Here is a 19,633-nt window from a genome sequence, read left to right as displayed (position 1 = left end):
TATTCGTGATTTTAGAACTTCGAAATTAGCCAATTTGCAGTAACTCTTTTGCACTTTCGACCGCAGAAGCCCCTGGATTTTCACCACCTATCATCTTGGCAATTTCTGTGACTCGATCCTGATCGGCAAGGCGCTTGATTCGGCTGACCGAACGATCAGAACTGTGGTCTTTATAAACAAAGTAGTGAGCGTCACCACCTGCAGCAAACTGTGGAAGGTGACTGATGCTGATGACCTGGTGATTCTTAGCCATGTGTTTCATCATGCGGATCATTTGGAGCGCAACTTCTCCGGAAACACCGGTGTCAATCTCATCAAAGATGATTGTGGGCATAGCGGTCTTGTCTGCAATTAAGTATTTCACAGCGAAAATCAAACGTGAAAATTCACCTCCTGATGCTACTTCTTTCAATTCTTGTGGTTTGATTCCCTTGTTGGCACTGAAATGCATCTCAATCAAGTCCATGCCCGAAGAAGAGGGTTCTGAAGGATTTACTTTTATTTCAACCGTACCATTTTCAATGCCTATCTGGTGGATGATTTTCTCGATTTCATCAGCAAAATTCAATGCAAAAAGCTTTCGCGATTCTGTCAATTTACCGGCACGCCGGAGCATGGCCTTTTCAGCCTTTTCAAGGGCTTTTTTTGCCTGTAGTATATCATTATCCAAATTGGCCACCTGACTCAGGTTTTGATCTAACTCATCACGAATTGCGATGAGTTCCGAGACGGTCGGGACGCTGTGCTTTTTTTGTAGCCTGAAAAGTAAATCTAAGCGGTCTTTCAATTCCTGAATCTTTTCAGGATCATGCGCGACCTTATCTTGTACACGCTGCATCTCGTTCGAAACATCGGCGAGTTCTATGGATACACTTTCTAGTCGATTGCTTAATTCTTCTAAATCTTTCGAAAAGGATGCAATGGTGTTGATTATCGTTTTAGATTCTGTCAGCTGCTGTAGTATGGCAACTTCTGATTCATCCAACAAATTGATGACCTGAGCCAATTTTAATTTGATGTCTTCGGCATTCTCCAAAACTTCGAGTGTACTTTCCAGCTCTTCTTGATTCAAATCATCCAAATGTGCTTCTTGAAGTTCAGTCAATAGAAACTGCTTGTAGTCAGCGTCTTCTGCACTTTTTGTCGCAAGGGACTCCAACTTGAAGAGCGCTTTTTTTGCTTGGGTGTAGCCCTTGAAAGAGTCTTGATAATCCGAAATTAGCTCTGGATTGGACGCAAATGCATCAAGTGCATTTAGTTGATAAAAGTTGTTTCCAAGTTGCAAAGACTCGTGTTGTGAGTGTACATCCATCAACTTTTCACCGATTGCCTTGAGTGTGCCAAGGTTCGTTGGTGTGTCGTTTATAAAGGCTCTTGACTTGCCCGAAGGGCTTATTTCCCGTCTGATAACGCATTCCGATTCGTAATCCAGATTTTCTTCTTCGAAGATCTTTTTCAAGCGGTAGGATGAAATGTCAAATACACCTTCTACGATGCATTTCTGGTGTTCATCTAAAAGGATTTTGGTGTCGGCGCGTTTCCCAAGGAGTAATCCAACGGCTCCTAGCATTATGGATTTTCCAGCTCCTGTCTCACCGGTGATGATATTCAGCCTGGGAGATGGAGACATTTCCAATTCCTGGATGAGGGCGTAATTCTTTATCTGGAGCGACTTAATCATAAATGGGTCACAAAGATATCAGAGACTATTCAATCAACGCCTTATATTCGTCAGTTCTTGAAGGATCTATGTTGCTAAGTAAGTTGTAGGCCTGCCTGCGAGTAGCCAGGCTTGATTTTGAGAATAATTGCTGCAGTTCCCCTGATTTGGCATCCATGAAGCTGATGGTAAGAATAGATCTGGGACGTGCCCGATTGGCGCGTTGAATATCGGATAATGCTGCCAATATTGTTTTTTCTGCTTGCTCTCGGTCTTCTGCTATGATGTCGAGCCCATTTCTATGATATTCATACATGGCCTTTCTGATAGGCTCTAGTTGAGGGTTTTGTGCGTTTTCTACCAGCCAGTATCGATTTCTCACACTATTGAATTGTTGCCAACCGGAAAAACTTGTCTGCTGAGCATTGTTGACAATTTTGAATGCACTTTGGAAATATTGAGTGCCTCCGAGATCAGAGAACGTGTCATAGTCAAAGCCAATGATCATGTAAGCATAATATGCCAGCATGGAGGTGATGTTACTGGTAAAGGTGTTTTCATTGAATCGAAGGGGTTGCGATTGCACATATTCAAAATCCCAGTCTCTATCAGCAAAATTCATAACCACAGATTCATAACCTGAGCCATATACGGGTCGGCTAGAGAGTACTTGTACGGAGGCTCTAAATACCCCAATGCTGGGCATTTCGGATATGGTAATAACCAGGTTGCAGCTGATTACTTCTTCTTCTTCGTATACATCGTTCGTCCAAATTGTGGTGTTTAGGAATTGTGCAAACTCTGTTTCCATTTCTGTAAAAATGGCACGTTCCGTCGTTTGTACCTGTTGGGCATTGACAATTACCCGACAGTTGAGTTCTTGAGAAAAAGAAACTGTTGTGATAAAAAGAGCAACGAGTCCGTAAATTTTCATTTAAGCTTTTTTATGACATAATCGACGATATCGCGAGCTACATCGATCTTACTTTTCAACTCAAATTTGTGGGCATTATTGTTCTTATCAAAGAAGGTTACTTTGTTGGTGTCTTGTTGAAATCCAGCTCCAGCATCCTTAAGAGAATTAAGAACAATTAAGTCAAAATTTTTCTTTTGGAGTTTTTCTTTTGCGTTGACTTCCTCATTGTTGGTTTCGAGAGCAAAACCTATATGGAACTGATTCTTTTTCTTCTTACCTAACTCAGACGCTATGTCTGGGTTTTTCACAAGGTTGATCTGGAATGAACTTTCCGTTTTTTTAATCTTTTCCTTCGCAGGTTTATCAGGCCTGTAATCAGAAACTGCTGCTGAAAAAACTACTATGTCCGCATTTGAGTGATGTTTTTCTGTCTCAGCAAGCATTTCATTCGCAGAGCTTACTTTGATGACTTCTCCTTGGGCGGGAAGGTGGGCAGCTGGTCCTGATATCATGATCGTTTGCGCCCCTGCTGCTTGAAAAGCCGCTGCTATAGCTGAGCCCATCTTACCGGAAGAATGATTTCCGATAAACCTGACAGGGTCAATAGCTTCGAATGTGGGACCGGATGTGATTAATACGTTTTTACCTTTCAGTGCTACTGAATCAGCAAACTTTTTTTTTATGACTTCCATCAGTTCTTCTGGCTCAGCCATGCGGCCCTGCCCGGTTAATCCACTTGCCAACTCACCATCTCGTGCTTCCACCACTTCATTTCCAAAAGATTGGAGTCTAGCTAGGTTTTCCTGTGTGGTCGGGTGTTGGTACATGTCGAGATCCATTGCCGGAGCTACTAATACCGGACATTTTGCGGATAGATATGTGGCAAGTAAAAGATTGTCACAGATTCCATTCGCCATTTTACCCAAGGTATTGGCGCTCAGCGGGGCGATGAGCATGAGGTCTGCCCACATCCCCAGCTCCACGTGATTGTGCCATTCTCCGCTGGCACTGTCAAAATATTCGGAATGTACTGGTTTTTTGGAGAGAGTAGCTAATGTCAGAGGCGTAATGAAATTCTTTGCACTCTCAGTCATGATAACTTTCACCTCGGCGCCTTCTTTTACCAAAAGACGCACAAAAAAAGCGGTCTTATAGGCCGCTATTGACCCACAAACCGCTAATAATATTTTCTTACCCGCCAACATGGCGACTAATTTATGCTAAATCCGAGCTAGACTCGTCTTCTTCTTCAGGTAATCTGAAATTAAGCTCGCCATTCAAAAATTCTTCGATTGAAGATGTGGTTGGTTTTGGCATGCGCTCATAAAACTTTGAAATTTCAATTTGCTCTCTGTTTTCAAAGATTTCTTCCAAATTGTCAACGGAAGAAGCAAACTCAGCAAGCTTGGAATTAAGCTCCTCTTTTTGATTGGCGCTGATTTGTCTTGCTCGCTTAGCGATAATTACTAAAGACTCATACAAATTGCCTGTCGGCTCTAAAATGTCCTGGTTGTCTCTGGTAATAAGTGACGAAGTAATGTGCTGCATTTCGTTCTTTTTAATTTGAATCCGCAAATTTAGTTATTTCTTCGATGCTATTGGCATAAAACTTCTCTGCATCTTTCAAAAATTTACTATTCGGGTATTTATCAATAAATTTCAAGTAGTGATCAATCGTCTCTTTATAGCGTTCTTGCTGCCTAGATTTAATACTTTCAGAGGCATAATCATAGGAAGTTTCTATTCGAAGTAGGCTTACTTCTTCATTATAGTCCGAATCTGGATAGTCCTTTGCAAAGTTGTCATATACAATGAGTGCTGACTTATACCTTCTCAACTTATAGTAGAGTTTGCACTGCTCGTAAGCTTTCTTTTCCAACTTTTGCTGCATGTCATCGATGATTCGATCAGCCTCGGGTGCATACTCTGAACTTGGGTAACGGTTGATGAACTTCTGCATAGCCGTAACCGCATCGAAGGTTACTGTCTGATCCAATTGATAGTCTGGAGATTGCAAATACAAGGAATAAGCATTCATGTACGTGGCTTCTATTACATGATCAGATCGGCCATAAATACGCACAAATTCTTCGAAATGGTGAGCACTAAGAATGTACTGTTTTTGATAGTAATAGCTATATGCCAAGTAGAAGCTACCAAGCTCTGCTTCTTCTGTACCTCTTATAATCGGCAGAATATCTTCAAGTAAAAGAATCGTTCGGTGATAATCTGCCTCTTCATAGTAAGCCAGGGCTGCTTCGTACTTTACTTTCCAATCGTCACTCTTTTGAATCTTGCGAAATTTAGTGCAGCCTACTACGGTTGCTGCCAGTATAAGCAAGAAAAATATTCGAAATTCCCTCATAATTTTTTTATAGGACGGCAAAACTAAGGACTTATATCTTAAACATTAACATGCTGCAAATCATTCGTTCTCACCTTTAGGAGATTTTAACATATTATCCTCTCCTGATGGCTTTTCCATATTTAAGGGGATGTCCTTCGGAAGACTTGTTGCTTTCTTCTTCTTTTTTCTGGGCAAAGAGCTGTCAGACATCAAATCGATCAATTGAGGTCTCTGATCTCCCCTCCATTCAAATCCTCCTAATTTTTGAACATCATCTGTCAGTTCATGGGGTGGTATGAATCGGGCTTCTGGTTTAATGTAAAAGGAGATATTGTCAAGTTTTTCATTTTTAAAACGAATGGTCATGTCGCTGCAGAGGATTCTATTCATGCCAAGCGTAAATATATTGGTAGAGTCATCATCATCTAAAACGTAATAGATGCTTTCGCCATTGCCATTGACGTTGATTCTATCTATTTCTGAAGCTTTGAAATAGGCCTTCATTGTTCTGCCCTTTATCTGATTGTAGTTTTGAATGGTATCTTCTGTCGCTAAAAAGGCGCTTTGAAGCAAGGACATATTCTTGATTTCTTTTTCAGTGACTTCCATGACAATGGTATCACCTTCCAACTGGTTGTTTAAATTCCAGAAAATGGGGTCTGAATAAAAGTAGAGAAGAGAGTCTTTTAAGAAATAGGAGGTGGAATCGGCAAGCCCTTGCAAGTTGTTTTTCCAAATTCGAACATTGTGATAAGCTAAAATCCTTTTAGCTGAATCGTATTCACTTTCGATCGAAACCAGCGTGTCAGCGGCTAAATAGAGCGTGTCTGTTTTAAGAAATCGCTTCATCAGGGCTCTTCCATAAACTTTACTTATCCCATTGCTTTTATCATAATAACCATCGTCTCCGGTGATAACTATGTCCTCATTTTTTGCTGTCAGCTTCACATTTCCTTCAGCATCGTAATATTTTCTGAGGTCATCAAAGAAAAGCTCGTCACCTTCCATATAATAATCGATTGTTTCGATGGTGCCGCTTACAAATTCAGATTGATCAATTTGGGTGCGAAAAATACCTCCGTCTGAATGAAGAATGGATTCATCTTCTGTGATAATGGTTGTTTTACCTTCGGTCACTGCAACTTTAGGAAGCGTGTTGTATCTCAGCGTGTCTGATTTTAAAACATAATCTGGAGCTGTAAGCACCACATCGGTATAAAACATGGCGTATTTCTGTACGCCATAGTAATAGCCGCTGTTGCTCGTAAGTAGATTGACAGAATCCTGGAGTTTTCCACCGTTGAAGTAGTTTCCCACTTCTGTATCCATATTATAGTCTAAGAAATCAGTTGTCAGACGTTGGTCTCCTTTGGTGTAAATGACATTCTCGCGTAGTTTAGAAGTTCTGTCTTGCCCGTTGTAGATTAGCTTTCGTGAGGTGATGGTCACAGAATCATCAATGATTCGGACATGACCAAATGCTTCCATCACATTGTCCTTTACGTAGTAATAGGAGCTATCACAGTACATGGTAGAAGTTTTCTGCGCAAAAACGACATTGCCAATTAGGCGTCTGATCTTTTCGCCATTTTTTTGAAATTCAAATAAATCGTCAGCTTTGTACTTGATTCTATCCACTTTTTGAGCTTCTGCACTCATAGCGGTGGTGAGAATCATTAAAACAAATAAGGTTTGGACTAACTTCCACATTCTGCAAAATTAACTGATCAAGACGTGCATTCTTTACAAAAACAGTTCCATGATTTCATTCATGCCAAGCATTTGGTAAAGAAAGGTGAAAAAGTGTTATTGGCTGTAAGTGGAGGACTGGACTCAATGGTGATGGCTCATCTATTTCTTGCCGAAAAAATACCATTTGAGATGGCACATTGCAACTATGGTCTCAGAGGGGATGAGTCTGACGGGGATGAGGCTTTTGTGATGAAATGGGCAGATCAAAACGGCATCAACTGTTTTGTGAAAGCTTTCGACCTCATGGGCTCCATTCAGCTAGAGGCTCGAAAAGCAAGGTATCAATGGTTTGACGAGCTGGTTGCCGAACACAATTTTGACAAAATCGCTACAGCACACCACCTAAATGATTCATTGGAAACCATACTGATCAATCTTTCCAGAGGCACGGGGATCAAAGGAGTTGCCGGGATATCCATGAAAAAAGCCCATATCATCAGGCCAATGCTTTTTGCTGAGAAGCAGCACTTGTATGACTATGCAATGGAGCAAGGGCTTGAATGGAGGGAAGACTCAAGCAATTCCAAAACAGATTATGATCGTAATCTTCTACGGCATGATGTGGTGCCTGAGTTACTCAAGTTGAACCCGTCGTTGTTTAAAAATTTCGGACTTACTATCGAGAGGTTGACCCATGCATCAGCAATTGTCAATGCACGAGTAGATGACATAAGGTCTCAATTTCTTACGCAGAAAGAGAACGGATTTGAGCTGGATTTAAATTGGATCAAGAATTCTTCAGACGAATTGATCCTGGCAGAACTTCTTGCTGTTTTTGATGTCAACTACGTTACGTCCAAAGAGATTTTTGAAGCGCGAGGCAAATCAGGCAAAAGCTTCCCCACGAATGAATGGCTTGTCACGATGGATAGGAATGCACTTTTCATTGGTGCCGTAGATGTCGAGCCTGCCGAGGAAATACTGATTGAAACCTCAGGAGAATATGAGTTAAATGGTCACAGAATTATTGTTGAACTCGTAACCAACGAAGAGGTGGTTTTTGGAGCATCTCATGTGGCGTATTTTGATGCAGATATACTCAAATATCCTTTTCTGATAAGGCCCTGGAGAGAAGGTGATAAATTTCAACCCTTTGGCATGAGGGGTTCAAAAAAGGTTAGCGATTATTTAATCGATGCGAAGATTCCACTTGTTGCCAAGAAAAAAGTATTGGTTTTAGAATGCGAAAGCAGAGTAGCATGGCTAATCAATCGACGCATTTCGGAAGCATTCAAGATTTCTGAGAATACTTCGGAGATCATAAGAATTTCTTTTTTCGAAAAGGAAACGTAACATTTTTGATGCTTGCATCATCGTGAATGTATGCGAAAGATCATCCACACCTTTAAGGCTGCTTTTCATAACGCACGCAGTAATCTTTTTCACACCCTACTTTCGGTTTTAGGGATGGTGATAGGTGTTGGTGCACTTGTTGCGATTTTATCCCTTATCGATGGCATGGAAAAGTATGCACATGATCAAATATCACAGACCACTTCATTGGAAAGTGTTATGATTTCCACCATCACAACCAGCAGAGTGGATAACATCAACGTGAAGAAAACCGACTATCACTATTTTGACTATCCTGTTTTCAAAGAAATGATGGAATACGTGGAGGATGTAGAAGGGTATTTGAGGTATCAGGATTCCGGGTTTATTCAATTGGGCGATACTACAGAGCGGGGAGTATTGCTTACAGGCATAGTTGATGAATGGAATGACCGTTTAAGACAAGTGGCAGGAAGGTTTCTAACAAGAGATGATCTTAAACAGGAATTGAATAATGTAGTAATCTCAAGAGAGCTTGCCATAGCAATGTCAATCGATACACTGGCGTTTGCTGAATCGCACAAAATCACATTTAAAGAAACTGAATATACAATTGTGGGAGTCATTGATTCGCCGGCCACTAATTTGGAGATCTTCTGTCCAATTTCTCTGATATCGGATGAGCAATTGATGGCCAAGCCTCCTGGAGCCGTTCTGGTGTCACCTTCTGTTGTGAAAGTTCCTGAGGTAGAAGGCAAGGTGAGAGAGTTCCTGAAGAAAAAATTTGGCGATGGAGCTGAAGACTTCAGAGTAGTGACGAATGGATTCAGGGTTGAGCAGGCCAATCAAGGCTTCTTGGTGTTCAGGATAATTATGGGATTGATTGTAGGAATATCTGTATTGGTAGGAGGTATCGGCGTGATGAATGTCTTACTTATCTCTGTGACAGAAAGAACAGCTGAAATTGGCGTAAGAAAAGCAGTGGGCGCGAAGCGGAAAGACATTGTGATTCAATTCTTATCAGAATCGCTGAGTATCAGCTTTATTGGAAGCTTTCTGGGCTTAATTCTCGGTGTGTTGTTCACGCTTGTTGCGGTACCAATTGTGAAATACTTGACGAAGATGCCTTTTGAGGCCGCCTATACGCTTGATACCCTTTTTGTGATCATGACCGTGTCAATACTTGTTGGAATTGTATTTGGTACATATCCGGCCATGAAAGCTTCGAAGCTTGATCCTGTTGAAGCAATCCGAAGAGAGTAGTTAGTTTTCCAAAATCTTCCTGAAATCCGAGAGCGCCGCAGTGTTTCCAATCACCGTCATTACGTCACCTAAAAGCAAATGAGTGTCTCCATGCGGAATGAATATTTCATCTTTTCTTCGCTGTATAACGAGCGATCCTGAATGGGGGAATGCAATTTCTTTTACAAGGGTTCTGTGGATTTCTTTTTTTGTGATTTGGATCTCTTCCACCCGATACATACCGAAACTCTCTTGCACAGTTCCGACAGAGTTTGGTCGGGTCACCATTCCTTCAATGTGACTTGCAAGAACTTCATCATGGTCTACTATTTTCAGATCACCTTGCGGATCTATTAAGTCGTGAGATGCAGCTTGCTTACGCGTGATAATCTTTTTGTGATTTAACTCATTTTTGATAAACCGCGTGATTTCCAGATTCAACACGCGCGATTCCATCAATACAATGATCAGGTCGGTTGGTCGGAAGTGGAGTGTGTTCAGAAATTGGGTGTCGATTTTTTCAACGTCTATGTGCTTAATCGCCTTTCTGTCAAACTCAGGAACGATATCTTTATTTTGAAGGTAGGTGATTGAAGATGAATCGTGCAGATGAAGCCTTTCCGCTAAAAATAGACTTGCCCTGCTTCCTCCGAATATATAAATCCCATGATGTTCCTCTTTTTCCTCGTTAAATAGTTGGTAGACAAAGGGAGAAATGAGACTCACGAGTATGGAAGACGCAACGATGCCTGCATTGTCAGCTGTGGTGATCACGCCAAGCGATAATCCTACCTGGGCTGCTGCAATGGTTAGTCCCATTCGAGCAGTATTCAGCACCCCACCAGCAATCGCTTTTTTAATCCCGAAAATGCGGGTCATGATAAGGGAAGGAATTATTTGAATGAAGTAGAAACTGAATATCAACGTGAGGATCAATGGAATGGATTCCTGGAAATTGGTCAGGGCAGAAAGGTCCAGGTTGACACCTACCATAATGAAGAAAATGGGAATGAAGAATCCATAACTCATACCATCCAGCTTAAAAAGCAATGCTGAACGTTCCTTGCTCACAAACATGCTTAAGAGTGCTCCTGCAAAGAAGGCTCCCATCACATATTCGGTGTCAATCACATGGGCAACTACGACGAATAGTAGAAGTAATACCACTGCACCTCTTACTCTGATCTGACTGGCTGCATGTTCCAACGTATACAGCAGTTTTTGAAATGCACGAACTTTCAGCAATTTCTTTCCTAGAATGTACGTCACCACAAAGACTAGAAAAATGACTGAAAAAAGAAGGAGTTCTACTTGAAAGCCATTCTTCAGGACGCCTGAGTAAATGGTTATCAGGATGATACTCATCACTGTGGCGATGGCTCCCTGCATTAAAAGCACCTGGCCAAACCTGCGTGTTAATTCCCCTTCTGCTTTCAAGATAGGTACTGTGATACTCACAGCGACTGTTGGAAGTATGAGGGTATAAAAGACAATGTCAATTGTAATGAATTGATTGATGAGCCATGCAACTGGCAAGGAGAGCAGGAGGGATCCGAAATAGATGATGACCGCCATGATCAGGGTGTTGCTGACCATATCAAACATTTTAAACTTTCTCGGAAATGACGAGATGATTTTGTTGATGTCGATCTCTAACCCTGCGAGGAAAATGAGGATCAGAAAGCCAGTCTGAGCAAGAAAATCCATGTATGGAGTTTCCGTCATGAGATCCAGAACATACGGTCCGATGACTACCCCTAAAATGATTTTCACGACTACTGCCGGCACCTTTGATATCTCCAACCAGGAGAGGAAAAGAGGCACTAGCCATGCGATGATGAAAATAATAAAAAGAGGTCCGTAATTAATATCCATAGCTGAGTTGCAGTAGCGCGCAACCGGCAAAATAATTAATTATTAAGGAAGTACTCAATCTGAATGAAAATCAGCAAAGAAAGTGGCTAAATCAATTATCCCAGATAGGCAAAGCCATGTAGAAAGTCGTACCGTTTCCTACTTCACTTTCGCAGCGAATTTCACCATTCATGGCTTCTATGTATTTCTGCGAAATGGTAAGTCCTAGACCAGTGGATTCTAAGTCCCCGTTTTTTAATGGTCTAAAGGTCTCGAATAGATAAGTGAGGTCTTCTTTGTCCATACCAGGACCTTCATCCCGAACGAATATTTCATAAGATTCATCACTTTTTTGTGCACCTAAGTAGATGGTGGAAGCTTCAGGCGAATACTTCACCGCATTGTACAAGACATTTTCAATAGCCTGGGTGAGGTAGATTTTGTCTCCACGGATAAACGACTCATCCGGGATGTGCGTAAGGTCAAATGATATTTTTTTCTCTGATGCAGACAAGCTTTGTGATTGCACATTGTCTTCGAGTACATCACGAATGTCCAGCTTTTCCTGAACTACATTCAGTTTCCTGCTTTCAATGGCGCCAGCATCCAAGATCTTGTGAACCATGTCACGGTATCCTTTGGAAGACTTCTTAAGTACGCTTACCAGGTGATTGAAATCTTCTGGTAATTTGTCTTCATACTGCTCCAAAATTTGAGATAACGAGCTTAAATCATTGATGGGCTTTTTTAAATCATGCGCCACCATACTCATCATTAGATTTTTCTCTTTGTTTACTGCCGACAATTCTTCATTCTTGATAGACAGGTTGTTGCCCTGCTTTTCAATTTTTTCTTTTTGCCTATTGATTTGTTGATTTTGCTCCGCGAGAAGTATGTTTTTCTTCTTTTTTTGCCTGTATTGGATATAAAGCACAATTAGGAAAGTAAGGGTCAGTCCTATGATTACGATTAATCCAATTCTGAGCAGTCGCTCTTTTTCGAGCTGCGCTTTTTGTTCTCTTAGCGTAACCTCGTTCAACTTGAGTTGAAGCTGCTGGCGTTCAGCGATTTCCTGAGCTCTGTGCAATGAATCCTGAGCTACTTGTAGTTGAATGTTCCTGTTTTGGAGCGCTTGGTCAGTTTTAGCTTTTTCGGTAGCTATAGCAGCTACTTTTTGCTGTGATTCAGATTGAACTTTCTTGGCTTGCTCATCACGCAGAAACTTGTCCACTGTGGAGTACAAGTCGAAATATTCTATTGATTTTTCCGAATTACCCAGCTCTTGATAACATTCGTAGAGAATGCCATAACATCTTTTTGTCAGATTGATGTTTTCAAGTTCCTGCGCAATGTCCAATGCTTCGGTTGCAAAATCAATTGCTGCCTGATTTCTACCTAAGCTCTGACTCACCGACGCAGCGTTTATGAGTCCGGAAAGGACATAGTTTTTTTGATTTAATTCTTTGGCAAGTACAATGCCTTGGTCAAACGACTCCAGCGCTTCTTCATACTGCTCATTGTCAATCCGTACAAGTCCCAGATTGAAATACGCGCTTTTGATACCATTATTGTTTCCTACTTTTTGGTTGTAGGAAATTGATTTTTCAAAAAATGATATTGATTCATCAAATTTTCTATTGTTCCAATAGATATAGGCAATTTTCCCACACACACCAGCGGCATTGTCATACTTTCCTTCATCAAGTGCCATTTGAAGAGCCTGCTCATATTGATCTACCTGATTGGCAGCATCCTCGTTCAGTTCTTGGGCGGCGATGTAGGTGGCGATGTATAAGAAAGCCACGAATAAAAATGCGGACTTACTCATATTAAGCATGGGGTAAATTTAATACCATCATTCGACGTAGAATACAATTTCTTCTTGATTTTCATTTCCGAGCTTGTCAACAACGGACACATTGATCCGGTAAAGTGTGTTTTTTCTGAAACTTTCAATCAAACTGCGATATGGAAGCATGGTGCCATCATTTATCTGATAGCTGATTTTGTCTAAGCCAGCACCTTTGTCCGTTGAGGAAAGAAACAATACCACATGAGGTGGGTAGATATTCACATTTTCTCCGTCTACATCTTTTGTTTTGCTGCTGTTGATGCTAAACCTGTTGTAGACTTCTGGTCCTTCATTGTCAACAATGCAGACCATTTTTTCTGTGCTGGAGTTAGATAAGTTATCGTATCCATTATATGTAATGGCATGAAAACCACTTTTTTCGATACTAAACGGCTCAGTGTATGTGCTTGATGCCCCATTGTCGATTTGATAATCTATCTCTTTGAATCCTGAATCATTGTCAGTTCCTCTCAGGTTGATACGCGTATCCTTAGAAATGTAAATGGTATCCTTTACCGTAAAAGAAGGTCCGGTCACGGAATGGCGAAGACTTGGCCCAGCCAAATCAACATAACTGAGCAAGTTGTTTTTATCTGAAAATTCAGTGGTTCTGGTTCGGTTGTTCACATTGTCCATTACCAAGACTTCTATGTTTAGATTTCCAGGCTCAGTTAGATAAAATGGATTTTCATACAATTTGAACTCTCCTCCATTTACGGAGTATCTAATTTCTTTTACGCCAGCCTTGTTGTCCATTGCCACCAACTTCAATTTGGTTCTTCCAGAATAGTACTCTTTGCCATTGGCAATGAAAGTGTTACCAATGATTTCGTCGATTACTCTTGGTGCTGACTTGTCTAAAAAGAAATCATAGGTTTTCTTTTCTTCATTATTATCTACATCGTCAACTGAGAAATACGAAATGGAGTGTTCTCCTTCGCTTAGATTGGCAATTGATATCGGTCTTGAATACACGTAGGTTTTTCCACCGTCCAGGGTATAGAAAATTTTAGTTTTTTCGGATGTGTTGTCTTTGGCATCCAGAAGGATGGCAGACCTTTCAGATAAAACATTTTCTGAGAGGTCACCGTCTATGGCCAGTGAGCTTACAGGAGCTGAATTATCAATCAAAATCAAGGCTGTGGATACTTCCTCAGAATTGCCAACATTGTCTACAGAATAGTACTTGATTGAAGTCGATTTTTCATTACTGAAATTGATAGGTTCCGCATATTTCGTGAAAGGGCCATTATCAATGGAATAGTAGGTTGCTTCAATTCCTGAAGTTTCATCAGTGACGGAAAATGATACGTTACCCGCTTGCATCACAACTTTTTCTTCAATGTTTGCCAAGCTCTCAGAGTTGAAATTGATTGTGGTTTTTGGTGGCTTGCTGTCGGCGTAAAGTTCAAAAATGACTTCAGCTTTTGGATATACAACCTCTTTTGTTTCAGGATCTACCTGCCATGGGGAGCGGATGGTATTGTAGCCTTCTGAATCAAGATACATCGGACTGCTATAGGTAGGGTTTTTGCCTTCTAATATTTCGCTATCACTTCCTTCTCGATCTGTTGAGATACTTAAGTAAACCGGGAGATCTTTATTTACATATACTTTCCCTTCCGAATTTTTGTAAATCTTTTTCTCGTGCATGGGGCTTTCTTGTGAAAACAATTCGAGGGTAAGTAGTGTCAGTATTGACAGGCTGATGATTCTGAAACTCATGGTTAATTTTGGTTATTTAGTGGTATTCATTCACTAATATATACAGGAGAGGAGGCCTTCGTTTTTTTTATAAGACGGATTGAAAGACCGCATCGACCCAATAGGGGAATATTACGACAAAGGGTATGTGTGACTACCCCAAAATTTCTTTAACTCTCCCAACAATTCCGTCATCCAGCATTACTTTGATTCCATGTGGATGATCGGATGATTTGGTAAGGATTCGTTTCACGATCCCTTCAGTGAGTTCGCCCGAACGCTGATGGTGTTTTTGGACCACAGCTACTTCAGATCCAACGTGGATGTTGCTTCTTTTTGTACCGTCCATCAAGCCTTGGTTCTCATTTGGATCAACTTATAAGCTGAAAAAATCACCCATACAAAGTTGACTGCCACAAAAGGAAAAGCTCCATTCGAATAGGCATTGTACAAAAGTAAAAGTGAGCCAATTAGATTCAGAAAGAGGTAGGCATTGGAATCTGCGTGGATTTTCTGAAATAGATTTAACGCAAAACCAATGAGTAAGCAGGCGGCTCCCAGCCATCCAATGAGTTCTAATGTGGACATAAGCGAATCGTTGAATGGCGAAAGTAGGCCGCTTTTTTGGAATTATACTTACTCGTCCTTCAAGTATTGAACAGGATTGGTCCTTACCACTTTGAAAACCTGCGAAAAAATAGCAATCAAAGCGATTGTTATTGTAATCGCGATGGTAAGCCCTATGATTCCAATCCCCAGATCCACATGATAAGGATAGTTTTCCAGCCACTTATTGATCAATAGGTTGCCAATGAGCAGTCCGCCAGTCAGCCCGATGGTGATGATGAGCAGAAACTTCTTGGTAAATACCCTGTAAAGACTTCCTGAAGTTGCCCCAAGCACCTTTCGGATACTTATTTCTTTCAATCGTTGATTGAGCTGTAGACCGACAATTCCTAAGAGACCCATTGCAGCCAAGAAGATGGAAACGAAACAACCGGTTGCCAATAATTGCATCATGCGTTGTTCTTGACGATATGCCTGCATGTATACTTCTTCTAGGAAGTTGAACTCAAAAGGGAATGGATCAAAGTGCCTTGCCCATACTGCCTCAAACTTTTCTTGATTGAACACCGTCCCCTCGCTGAGCTTTAGGTAGACAGACTGTAAAGGGTATGCATTTGCTTGATAGATTACCAGGGGGTCTACGGCATTTTTGGCCGACTCAAAATGATAATCTTCGACAATTCCGATGATTTTTGGGTTTTTCAAATCACCATATTCAAAAGGAACTATTTCACCGATTGGATTTTCAAGGCCTATTTTGGCAACAAAAGCTTCGTTCACTAAAATAGCTTGAGTGGCGTCAGAGCCAATGTTTGGATCGAAATTTCTGCCCTTTATAATATTGATGCCTAGCAGATTCATCAAATCATTGTGTATGCGTAAATGGCGAACATCAAATTGAGTTTCACCCTTCATTCGGGTGCCGTTGTAGCTAGAAATAGCTGCCACGCTTGCTACTTCTGGCATTTGCGACAGTTCATGTACAAATGGGGTTATTTGGCTTTCCTCCGCCTGGATGTAGTCCATGTATATCACATTCTCATGATCAATCTTGGTATCAAAAGTCGTGAGGTATTGAATTTGATTCTTCATGGTGAGCATCCCTGCGACCAACACCGTGGCAATGATAAACTGCAAGCCCAGCAGCGATTGAGTAATCCATTTGCTGGACTTAATTTTTTGTTCACCTTTCAGGCTTTTAATGATTTTAAACCTGGAAAGCACGGAAGCAGGGTAGGTACCACTGATGAAAGCAACTCCTATTAATATGCCAAACGCTCCTAAAATGAAATTCCATTCGGCGAGATAGGACAGATCGTAATCTTTTCGCACAAAGGATGAAAAACCAGGGAGGAGGAATATCATGAGGATCAGCGCAAGGCCTCCGGAAAGTAGTGAAGACATGAAAGACTCGGTAATAAGTTGACTGAAAATACTTCTTTTTTCAGCACCAATGACCTTCCTCAGTGCCACTTCTCTTGCACGATTAATGTATAGCGAGATATTGAAATTGGAATAGTTGATCATGGAAATAACCAAACAGATGAGTCCGATTCCAGCAAAAAGTTTGATCATGGCTGTGCTGCCACCTCGCGAGATGCCATTGTAGTGTCCATATTTTTTGTTGAGATGGATTTCAGTAATTGGTTGAAGTATGATTTTGACTGTGGCATCATCTACATCTGGTTCATTTTCCTGATGCAGAACATTCATTTTTTCTTCAGCCACCGCGAGAGCCGCAGGGTCTTTAAGCTTTACCAACGTGTTCATGTTTATGTCATACCAGGTTGTTAGCCTTCGCTCAGGTGCGTTTACCAGGTAGTTGGTGTAGGACATGATGAGGTCTCTGCGTACCGATGTGTTTTCCGGGATGTCTTTGTAGACCCCACGCACGATGAAGTCTTCAAAAGCTTCACCTCTGATGAGTGAAATGATTGAGCCAACCGCTTTTCCACGAAGATCCAGTTTACCTGCGAGGCTCTCAGAGATGATGACATCATCAGGTTGGTCAAAGGTGGCGGCCGTGCCTTCAAGAAATTCAAGGTCGAGAAAATTCACCATGGCTAAATCTGCCAGTATGAATGATTGTCCGACAGCTTCTTCTCCTTTCCTTATCAAGCCGTAATCCGACTTGAACCTGGCAATGCTTTCGATCTCAGGTATTTTCTCCTGGAATTGAACGGACATTAGGTTCGAACTCCCTCCGATGTAATGGATGTCGTCTCCTCGTTGAAAGTCAGAGACAATCCGATAGACCCTTTCGTAATCTGGCAAATGCCTATCGTAACTCATCTCATCATTGGCGTACAAATAAGCTAGCCAGCAAAAAGATAAGCCGAGCGAGAGGCCAAGAATATTTAGGCCAGAATAGAGTTTGTGTTTCTTGAGAAACCTCCAGCCAGTCTTAAGATAGTTTTGATACATCATGAGATATTGATTTAGATAGTTAGTAGGTCTGAGAGTAGAAAATCGAAGAAATCGGATTACTTCGAAGACGAAGAGAAATTTAGCACGCGTTATTCCCCGTTGCTTTACTCTCCAATGAAAGGCTTCATGCAAGTCTCCCTGGATTTCTTCCAGCAGATGAGGAGCACAAAGTCTCTTAATTAACCAATCTGCCCATTTGGGCGGGTTATATGTGGACATATTGAAGGGATGGTTTAGTGACACCTTTCCATAATTTCGCTTTTGCTTCATTCAACTCACTTATGAGGCTGTAGGCTTTTGGTGTGGCCCAGTAAATACGCTTCCTTCTTCCGCCTCGTTCTGAGGTAGGTTCACCAAATTCGGATCGGACCCAGCCTTTCTTTTCCATTCGCTTAAGCACCACATGGATAGCAGGAATAGAAATGTTTTTGCTCAGTGCGCCCTCGTATTCTTTGGCGATATCTACACTATTGATTTTCTCATTGCCGAGTAAAATCATCAATACAATTTCTTCTAGTGATCCGATTGATTCCATTAGATTAATAAATGTTTAAGTTATGGATACGAATATGATTAATAAATGTTTAAGTAATGTAAAAACTCGGATAGAAATATGAAGGGAAGAAGCAAGAGCGCAAAGAGGATTAATCTTTCAGATACTACTTCAACGGAAAATTGGAAAAAGAATTCGTTCGCTGAGAGAATCTAAAGAAATCAAGAACTATGAAAAGTTTACGATTCAAAATGGATTTAGCCCATCACATTATTGGCATATCGAGCAAGGAGAAGTTAACCTGCTTTGAAAACGTTTGCTAGAGTTTTAAACTCCCTCGATACGAAAATTGAAGACTTCTTTGGGCTTGATGCCTGATCATTGACAGGTGACATCTATGTTCTCGCATATGAGTCGTTTTTAATGACTTATGGACATTGTTGGCTTTAGTTTTTTGCAAATTCTATTAGTGGTTCTACATTCCCATTATCGGCTTCCTTCAAGGCATTTATATATTCCTTCCTAGTTTCATCCTCTTTAACCATATTTGATTGATGCCAAGCAAATAAATCTTCATCAAAAATAGACTCCATAATGATATCAGCCATCATTCTGGAATGTCTTCCATTGCCATTCGGGAAACAGTGAATTGAAACTATTCGATGTTTAAACCTTATGGCTATTTCATCTGGGGAATAGGTGTTATTTTCAATCCAATATTTCGTGTCTTCCAGCAAGTTTTTTAATTCAATTCCTATTCGGATCCATGAGATGCCGATGTTTTTTTCAGATTTACGGAATTCTCCAGCCCACTTCCATACATCGCCATACATTTTTTTGTGTAAACCTTTCACAAAGTTTTCAGTCAATATTTTCTCAGGATTTAGTTTAGCATGGATAGTCCATTCTACGGCTTTTTCAATGTTTAACTGCTCAAATTCATCCAGTTCTCCTTGAGTTGTAATCGACTTGATTTTTAGGCCTTCCTTTTCTTCATCATCTAAGGGGGTCTGTCCACCTTCATGTTTTAGCTCTAATCCCATAGAGATTTTCTTACCTCTCTTTTTATTTCATAAGCAAGGTCTTTAATTGTTTCATTTATCTTTTCATCTCCAATTCCTTGATTCTCTAATTTCATATTTTGATTGGTTCTCATGACTATTTTTCGAGCCAACTTTTCTGATTGTACACTAATTAAATTATCAATGGATCCCTTATTTGGAACAAACCCATAAACAAATTTCATATCCAATGCTTGACCCACATCCCTCATTTTGTTAATGGTTATTTGACCTGAAGCTTCTCGTTCCTCAATCTTTTGTATAGCTCCTTTTGTCATTTTAAGTTTGGTTCCTAACTGGTCCCGAGTCATATTAAGACTGGTTCGAATAGCATTTACCCATCCCTTGGATGGGACCAGTACCATTGCTGAATTTTTAAAATTCTCCAATTTTTGATCCAACTGTTCTATCAGAAGTTGTTTCTTGTTTCTCATCGTTCTTTAAATAAAATACGTATTAGTATAAAATTTTATATAAAAGTATACA

The 19,633-nt window shown here is 40.7% G+C and carries 17 protein-coding genes; 2 read left to right on the top strand and 15 right to left on the bottom strand.

Annotated elements, in window-relative coordinates; all coding sequences use genetic code 11:
* Positions 1-25: 25 nt before the first annotated feature.
* Genes recN through ABJF57_RS11180 form a run of 6 tightly spaced genes read right to left on the bottom strand, consistent with a single transcriptional unit; the run spans position 26 to position 6,633 of the window.
* Positions 26-1,681: a DNA repair protein RecN gene (recN, locus tag ABJF57_RS11205; RefSeq protein ID WP_462229042.1), complete on the bottom strand. Its 1,656-nt coding sequence runs from the start codon at positions 1,679-1,681 to the stop codon at positions 26-28.
* 25 nt (positions 1,682-1,706) lie between these two features.
* Positions 1,707-2,594, bottom strand: a complete 888-nt coding sequence (gene porD / locus ABJF57_RS11200) for a type IX secretion system protein PorD (protein ID WP_462229040.1) — start codon at positions 2,592-2,594, stop codon at positions 1,707-1,709.
* Positions 2,591-3,781, bottom strand: coding sequence for a bifunctional phosphopantothenoylcysteine decarboxylase/phosphopantothenate--cysteine ligase CoaBC (gene coaBC, locus ABJF57_RS11195; RefSeq protein WP_462229038.1), 1,191 nt, complete (start codon positions 3,779-3,781; stop codon positions 2,591-2,593). Before coaBC ends, porD begins: the two co-directional genes overlap by 4 nt.
* 10 nt (positions 3,782-3,791) lie before the next feature.
* Positions 3,792-4,124: a DNA-directed RNA polymerase subunit omega gene (locus ABJF57_RS11190; RefSeq protein ID WP_462229036.1), complete on the bottom strand. Its 333-nt coding sequence runs from the start codon at positions 4,122-4,124 to the stop codon at positions 3,792-3,794.
* Positions 4,125-4,134: 10 nt separating this feature from the next.
* Positions 4,135-4,941, bottom strand: coding sequence for an outer membrane protein assembly factor BamD (locus tag ABJF57_RS11185; RefSeq protein ID WP_462229034.1), 807 nt, complete (start codon positions 4,939-4,941; stop codon positions 4,135-4,137).
* Between the two features lie 60 nt (positions 4,942-5,001).
* On the bottom strand, positions 5,002-6,633 hold the full coding sequence (locus ABJF57_RS11180) for an OstA-like protein (RefSeq protein ID WP_462229032.1): 1,632 nt from the start codon (positions 6,631-6,633) through the stop codon (positions 5,002-5,004).
* A 24-nt stretch (positions 6,634-6,657) separates the two neighbouring features.
* On the opposite strand from ABJF57_RS11180, the gene tilS reads away from it, so the two are divergent.
* Together tilS and ABJF57_RS11170 are read left to right on the top strand one after the other, a co-directional pair.
* Positions 6,658-7,968, top strand: a complete 1,311-nt coding sequence (gene tilS / locus ABJF57_RS11175) for a tRNA lysidine(34) synthetase TilS (RefSeq protein ID WP_462229030.1) — start codon at positions 6,658-6,660, stop codon at positions 7,966-7,968.
* 30 nt (positions 7,969-7,998) lie between these two features.
* Positions 7,999-9,210, top strand: a complete 1,212-nt coding sequence (locus ABJF57_RS11170) for an ABC transporter permease (protein ID WP_462229028.1) — start codon at positions 7,999-8,001, stop codon at positions 9,208-9,210.
* On the opposite strand, the gene ABJF57_RS11165 is transcribed toward ABJF57_RS11170, so the two are convergent.
* From ABJF57_RS11165 to ABJF57_RS11125, 9 genes are all read right to left on the bottom strand, one after another.
* Positions 9,211-11,064 carry a cation:proton antiporter domain-containing protein gene (locus tag ABJF57_RS11165; protein WP_462229026.1) on the bottom strand — a complete coding sequence of 618 codons (1,854 nt, stop codon included), beginning with the start codon at positions 11,062-11,064 and terminating at the stop codon, positions 9,211-9,213.
* A gap of 91 nt (positions 11,065-11,155) precedes the next feature.
* Positions 11,156-12,871: a tetratricopeptide repeat-containing sensor histidine kinase gene (locus ABJF57_RS11160; RefSeq protein WP_462229024.1), complete on the bottom strand. Its 1,716-nt coding sequence runs from the start codon at positions 12,869-12,871 to the stop codon at positions 11,156-11,158.
* A gap of 27 nt (positions 12,872-12,898) precedes the next feature.
* Positions 12,899-14,620, bottom strand: a complete 1,722-nt coding sequence (locus ABJF57_RS11155; RefSeq protein WP_462229021.1) for an OmpL47-type beta-barrel domain-containing protein — start codon at positions 14,618-14,620, stop codon at positions 12,899-12,901.
* A gap of 133 nt (positions 14,621-14,753) precedes the next feature.
* Positions 14,754-14,948 carry a YwbE family protein gene (locus ABJF57_RS11150; RefSeq protein ID WP_462229019.1) on the bottom strand — a complete coding sequence of 65 codons (195 nt, stop codon included), beginning with the start codon at positions 14,946-14,948 and terminating at the stop codon, positions 14,754-14,756.
* Entirely contained in the window at positions 14,948-15,187 is a 240-nt protein-coding gene (locus ABJF57_RS11145; RefSeq protein ID WP_462229017.1) for a CBU_0592 family membrane protein, read from the bottom strand. The genes ABJF57_RS11150 and ABJF57_RS11145 overlap by 1 nt, the downstream gene beginning before the upstream one ends.
* Positions 15,188-15,235: 48 nt before the next feature.
* On the bottom strand, positions 15,236-17,812 hold the full coding sequence (locus tag ABJF57_RS11140) for an FtsX-like permease family protein (protein WP_462229015.1): 2,577 nt from the start codon (positions 17,810-17,812) through the stop codon (positions 15,236-15,238).
* Complete coding sequence (locus tag ABJF57_RS11135) at positions 17,799-18,128, bottom strand: PadR family transcriptional regulator (RefSeq protein WP_462229013.1); 330 nt, start codon at positions 18,126-18,128, stop codon at positions 17,799-17,801. The genes ABJF57_RS11140 and ABJF57_RS11135 overlap by 14 nt, the downstream gene beginning before the upstream one ends.
* Positions 18,129-18,532: 404 nt before the next feature.
* The gene (locus ABJF57_RS11130) at positions 18,533-19,129 is read right to left on the bottom strand and encodes a mobile mystery protein B (RefSeq protein ID WP_462229011.1); all 597 of its coding nucleotides are present in this window, start codon (positions 19,127-19,129) and stop codon (positions 18,533-18,535) included.
* Positions 19,120-19,581: a mobile mystery protein A gene (locus ABJF57_RS11125; protein ID WP_462229009.1), complete on the bottom strand. Its 462-nt coding sequence runs from the start codon at positions 19,579-19,581 to the stop codon at positions 19,120-19,122. The genes ABJF57_RS11130 and ABJF57_RS11125 overlap by 10 nt, the downstream gene beginning before the upstream one ends.
* Positions 19,582-19,633 lie beyond the last annotated feature (52 nt).

This window comes from Ekhidna sp., from assembly GCF_039940915.1.
Classification (GTDB): Bacteria; Bacteroidota; Bacteroidia; order Cytophagales; family Cyclobacteriaceae; genus Ekhidna.
This window is presented reverse-complemented; position numbering and strand designations above follow the sequence as displayed.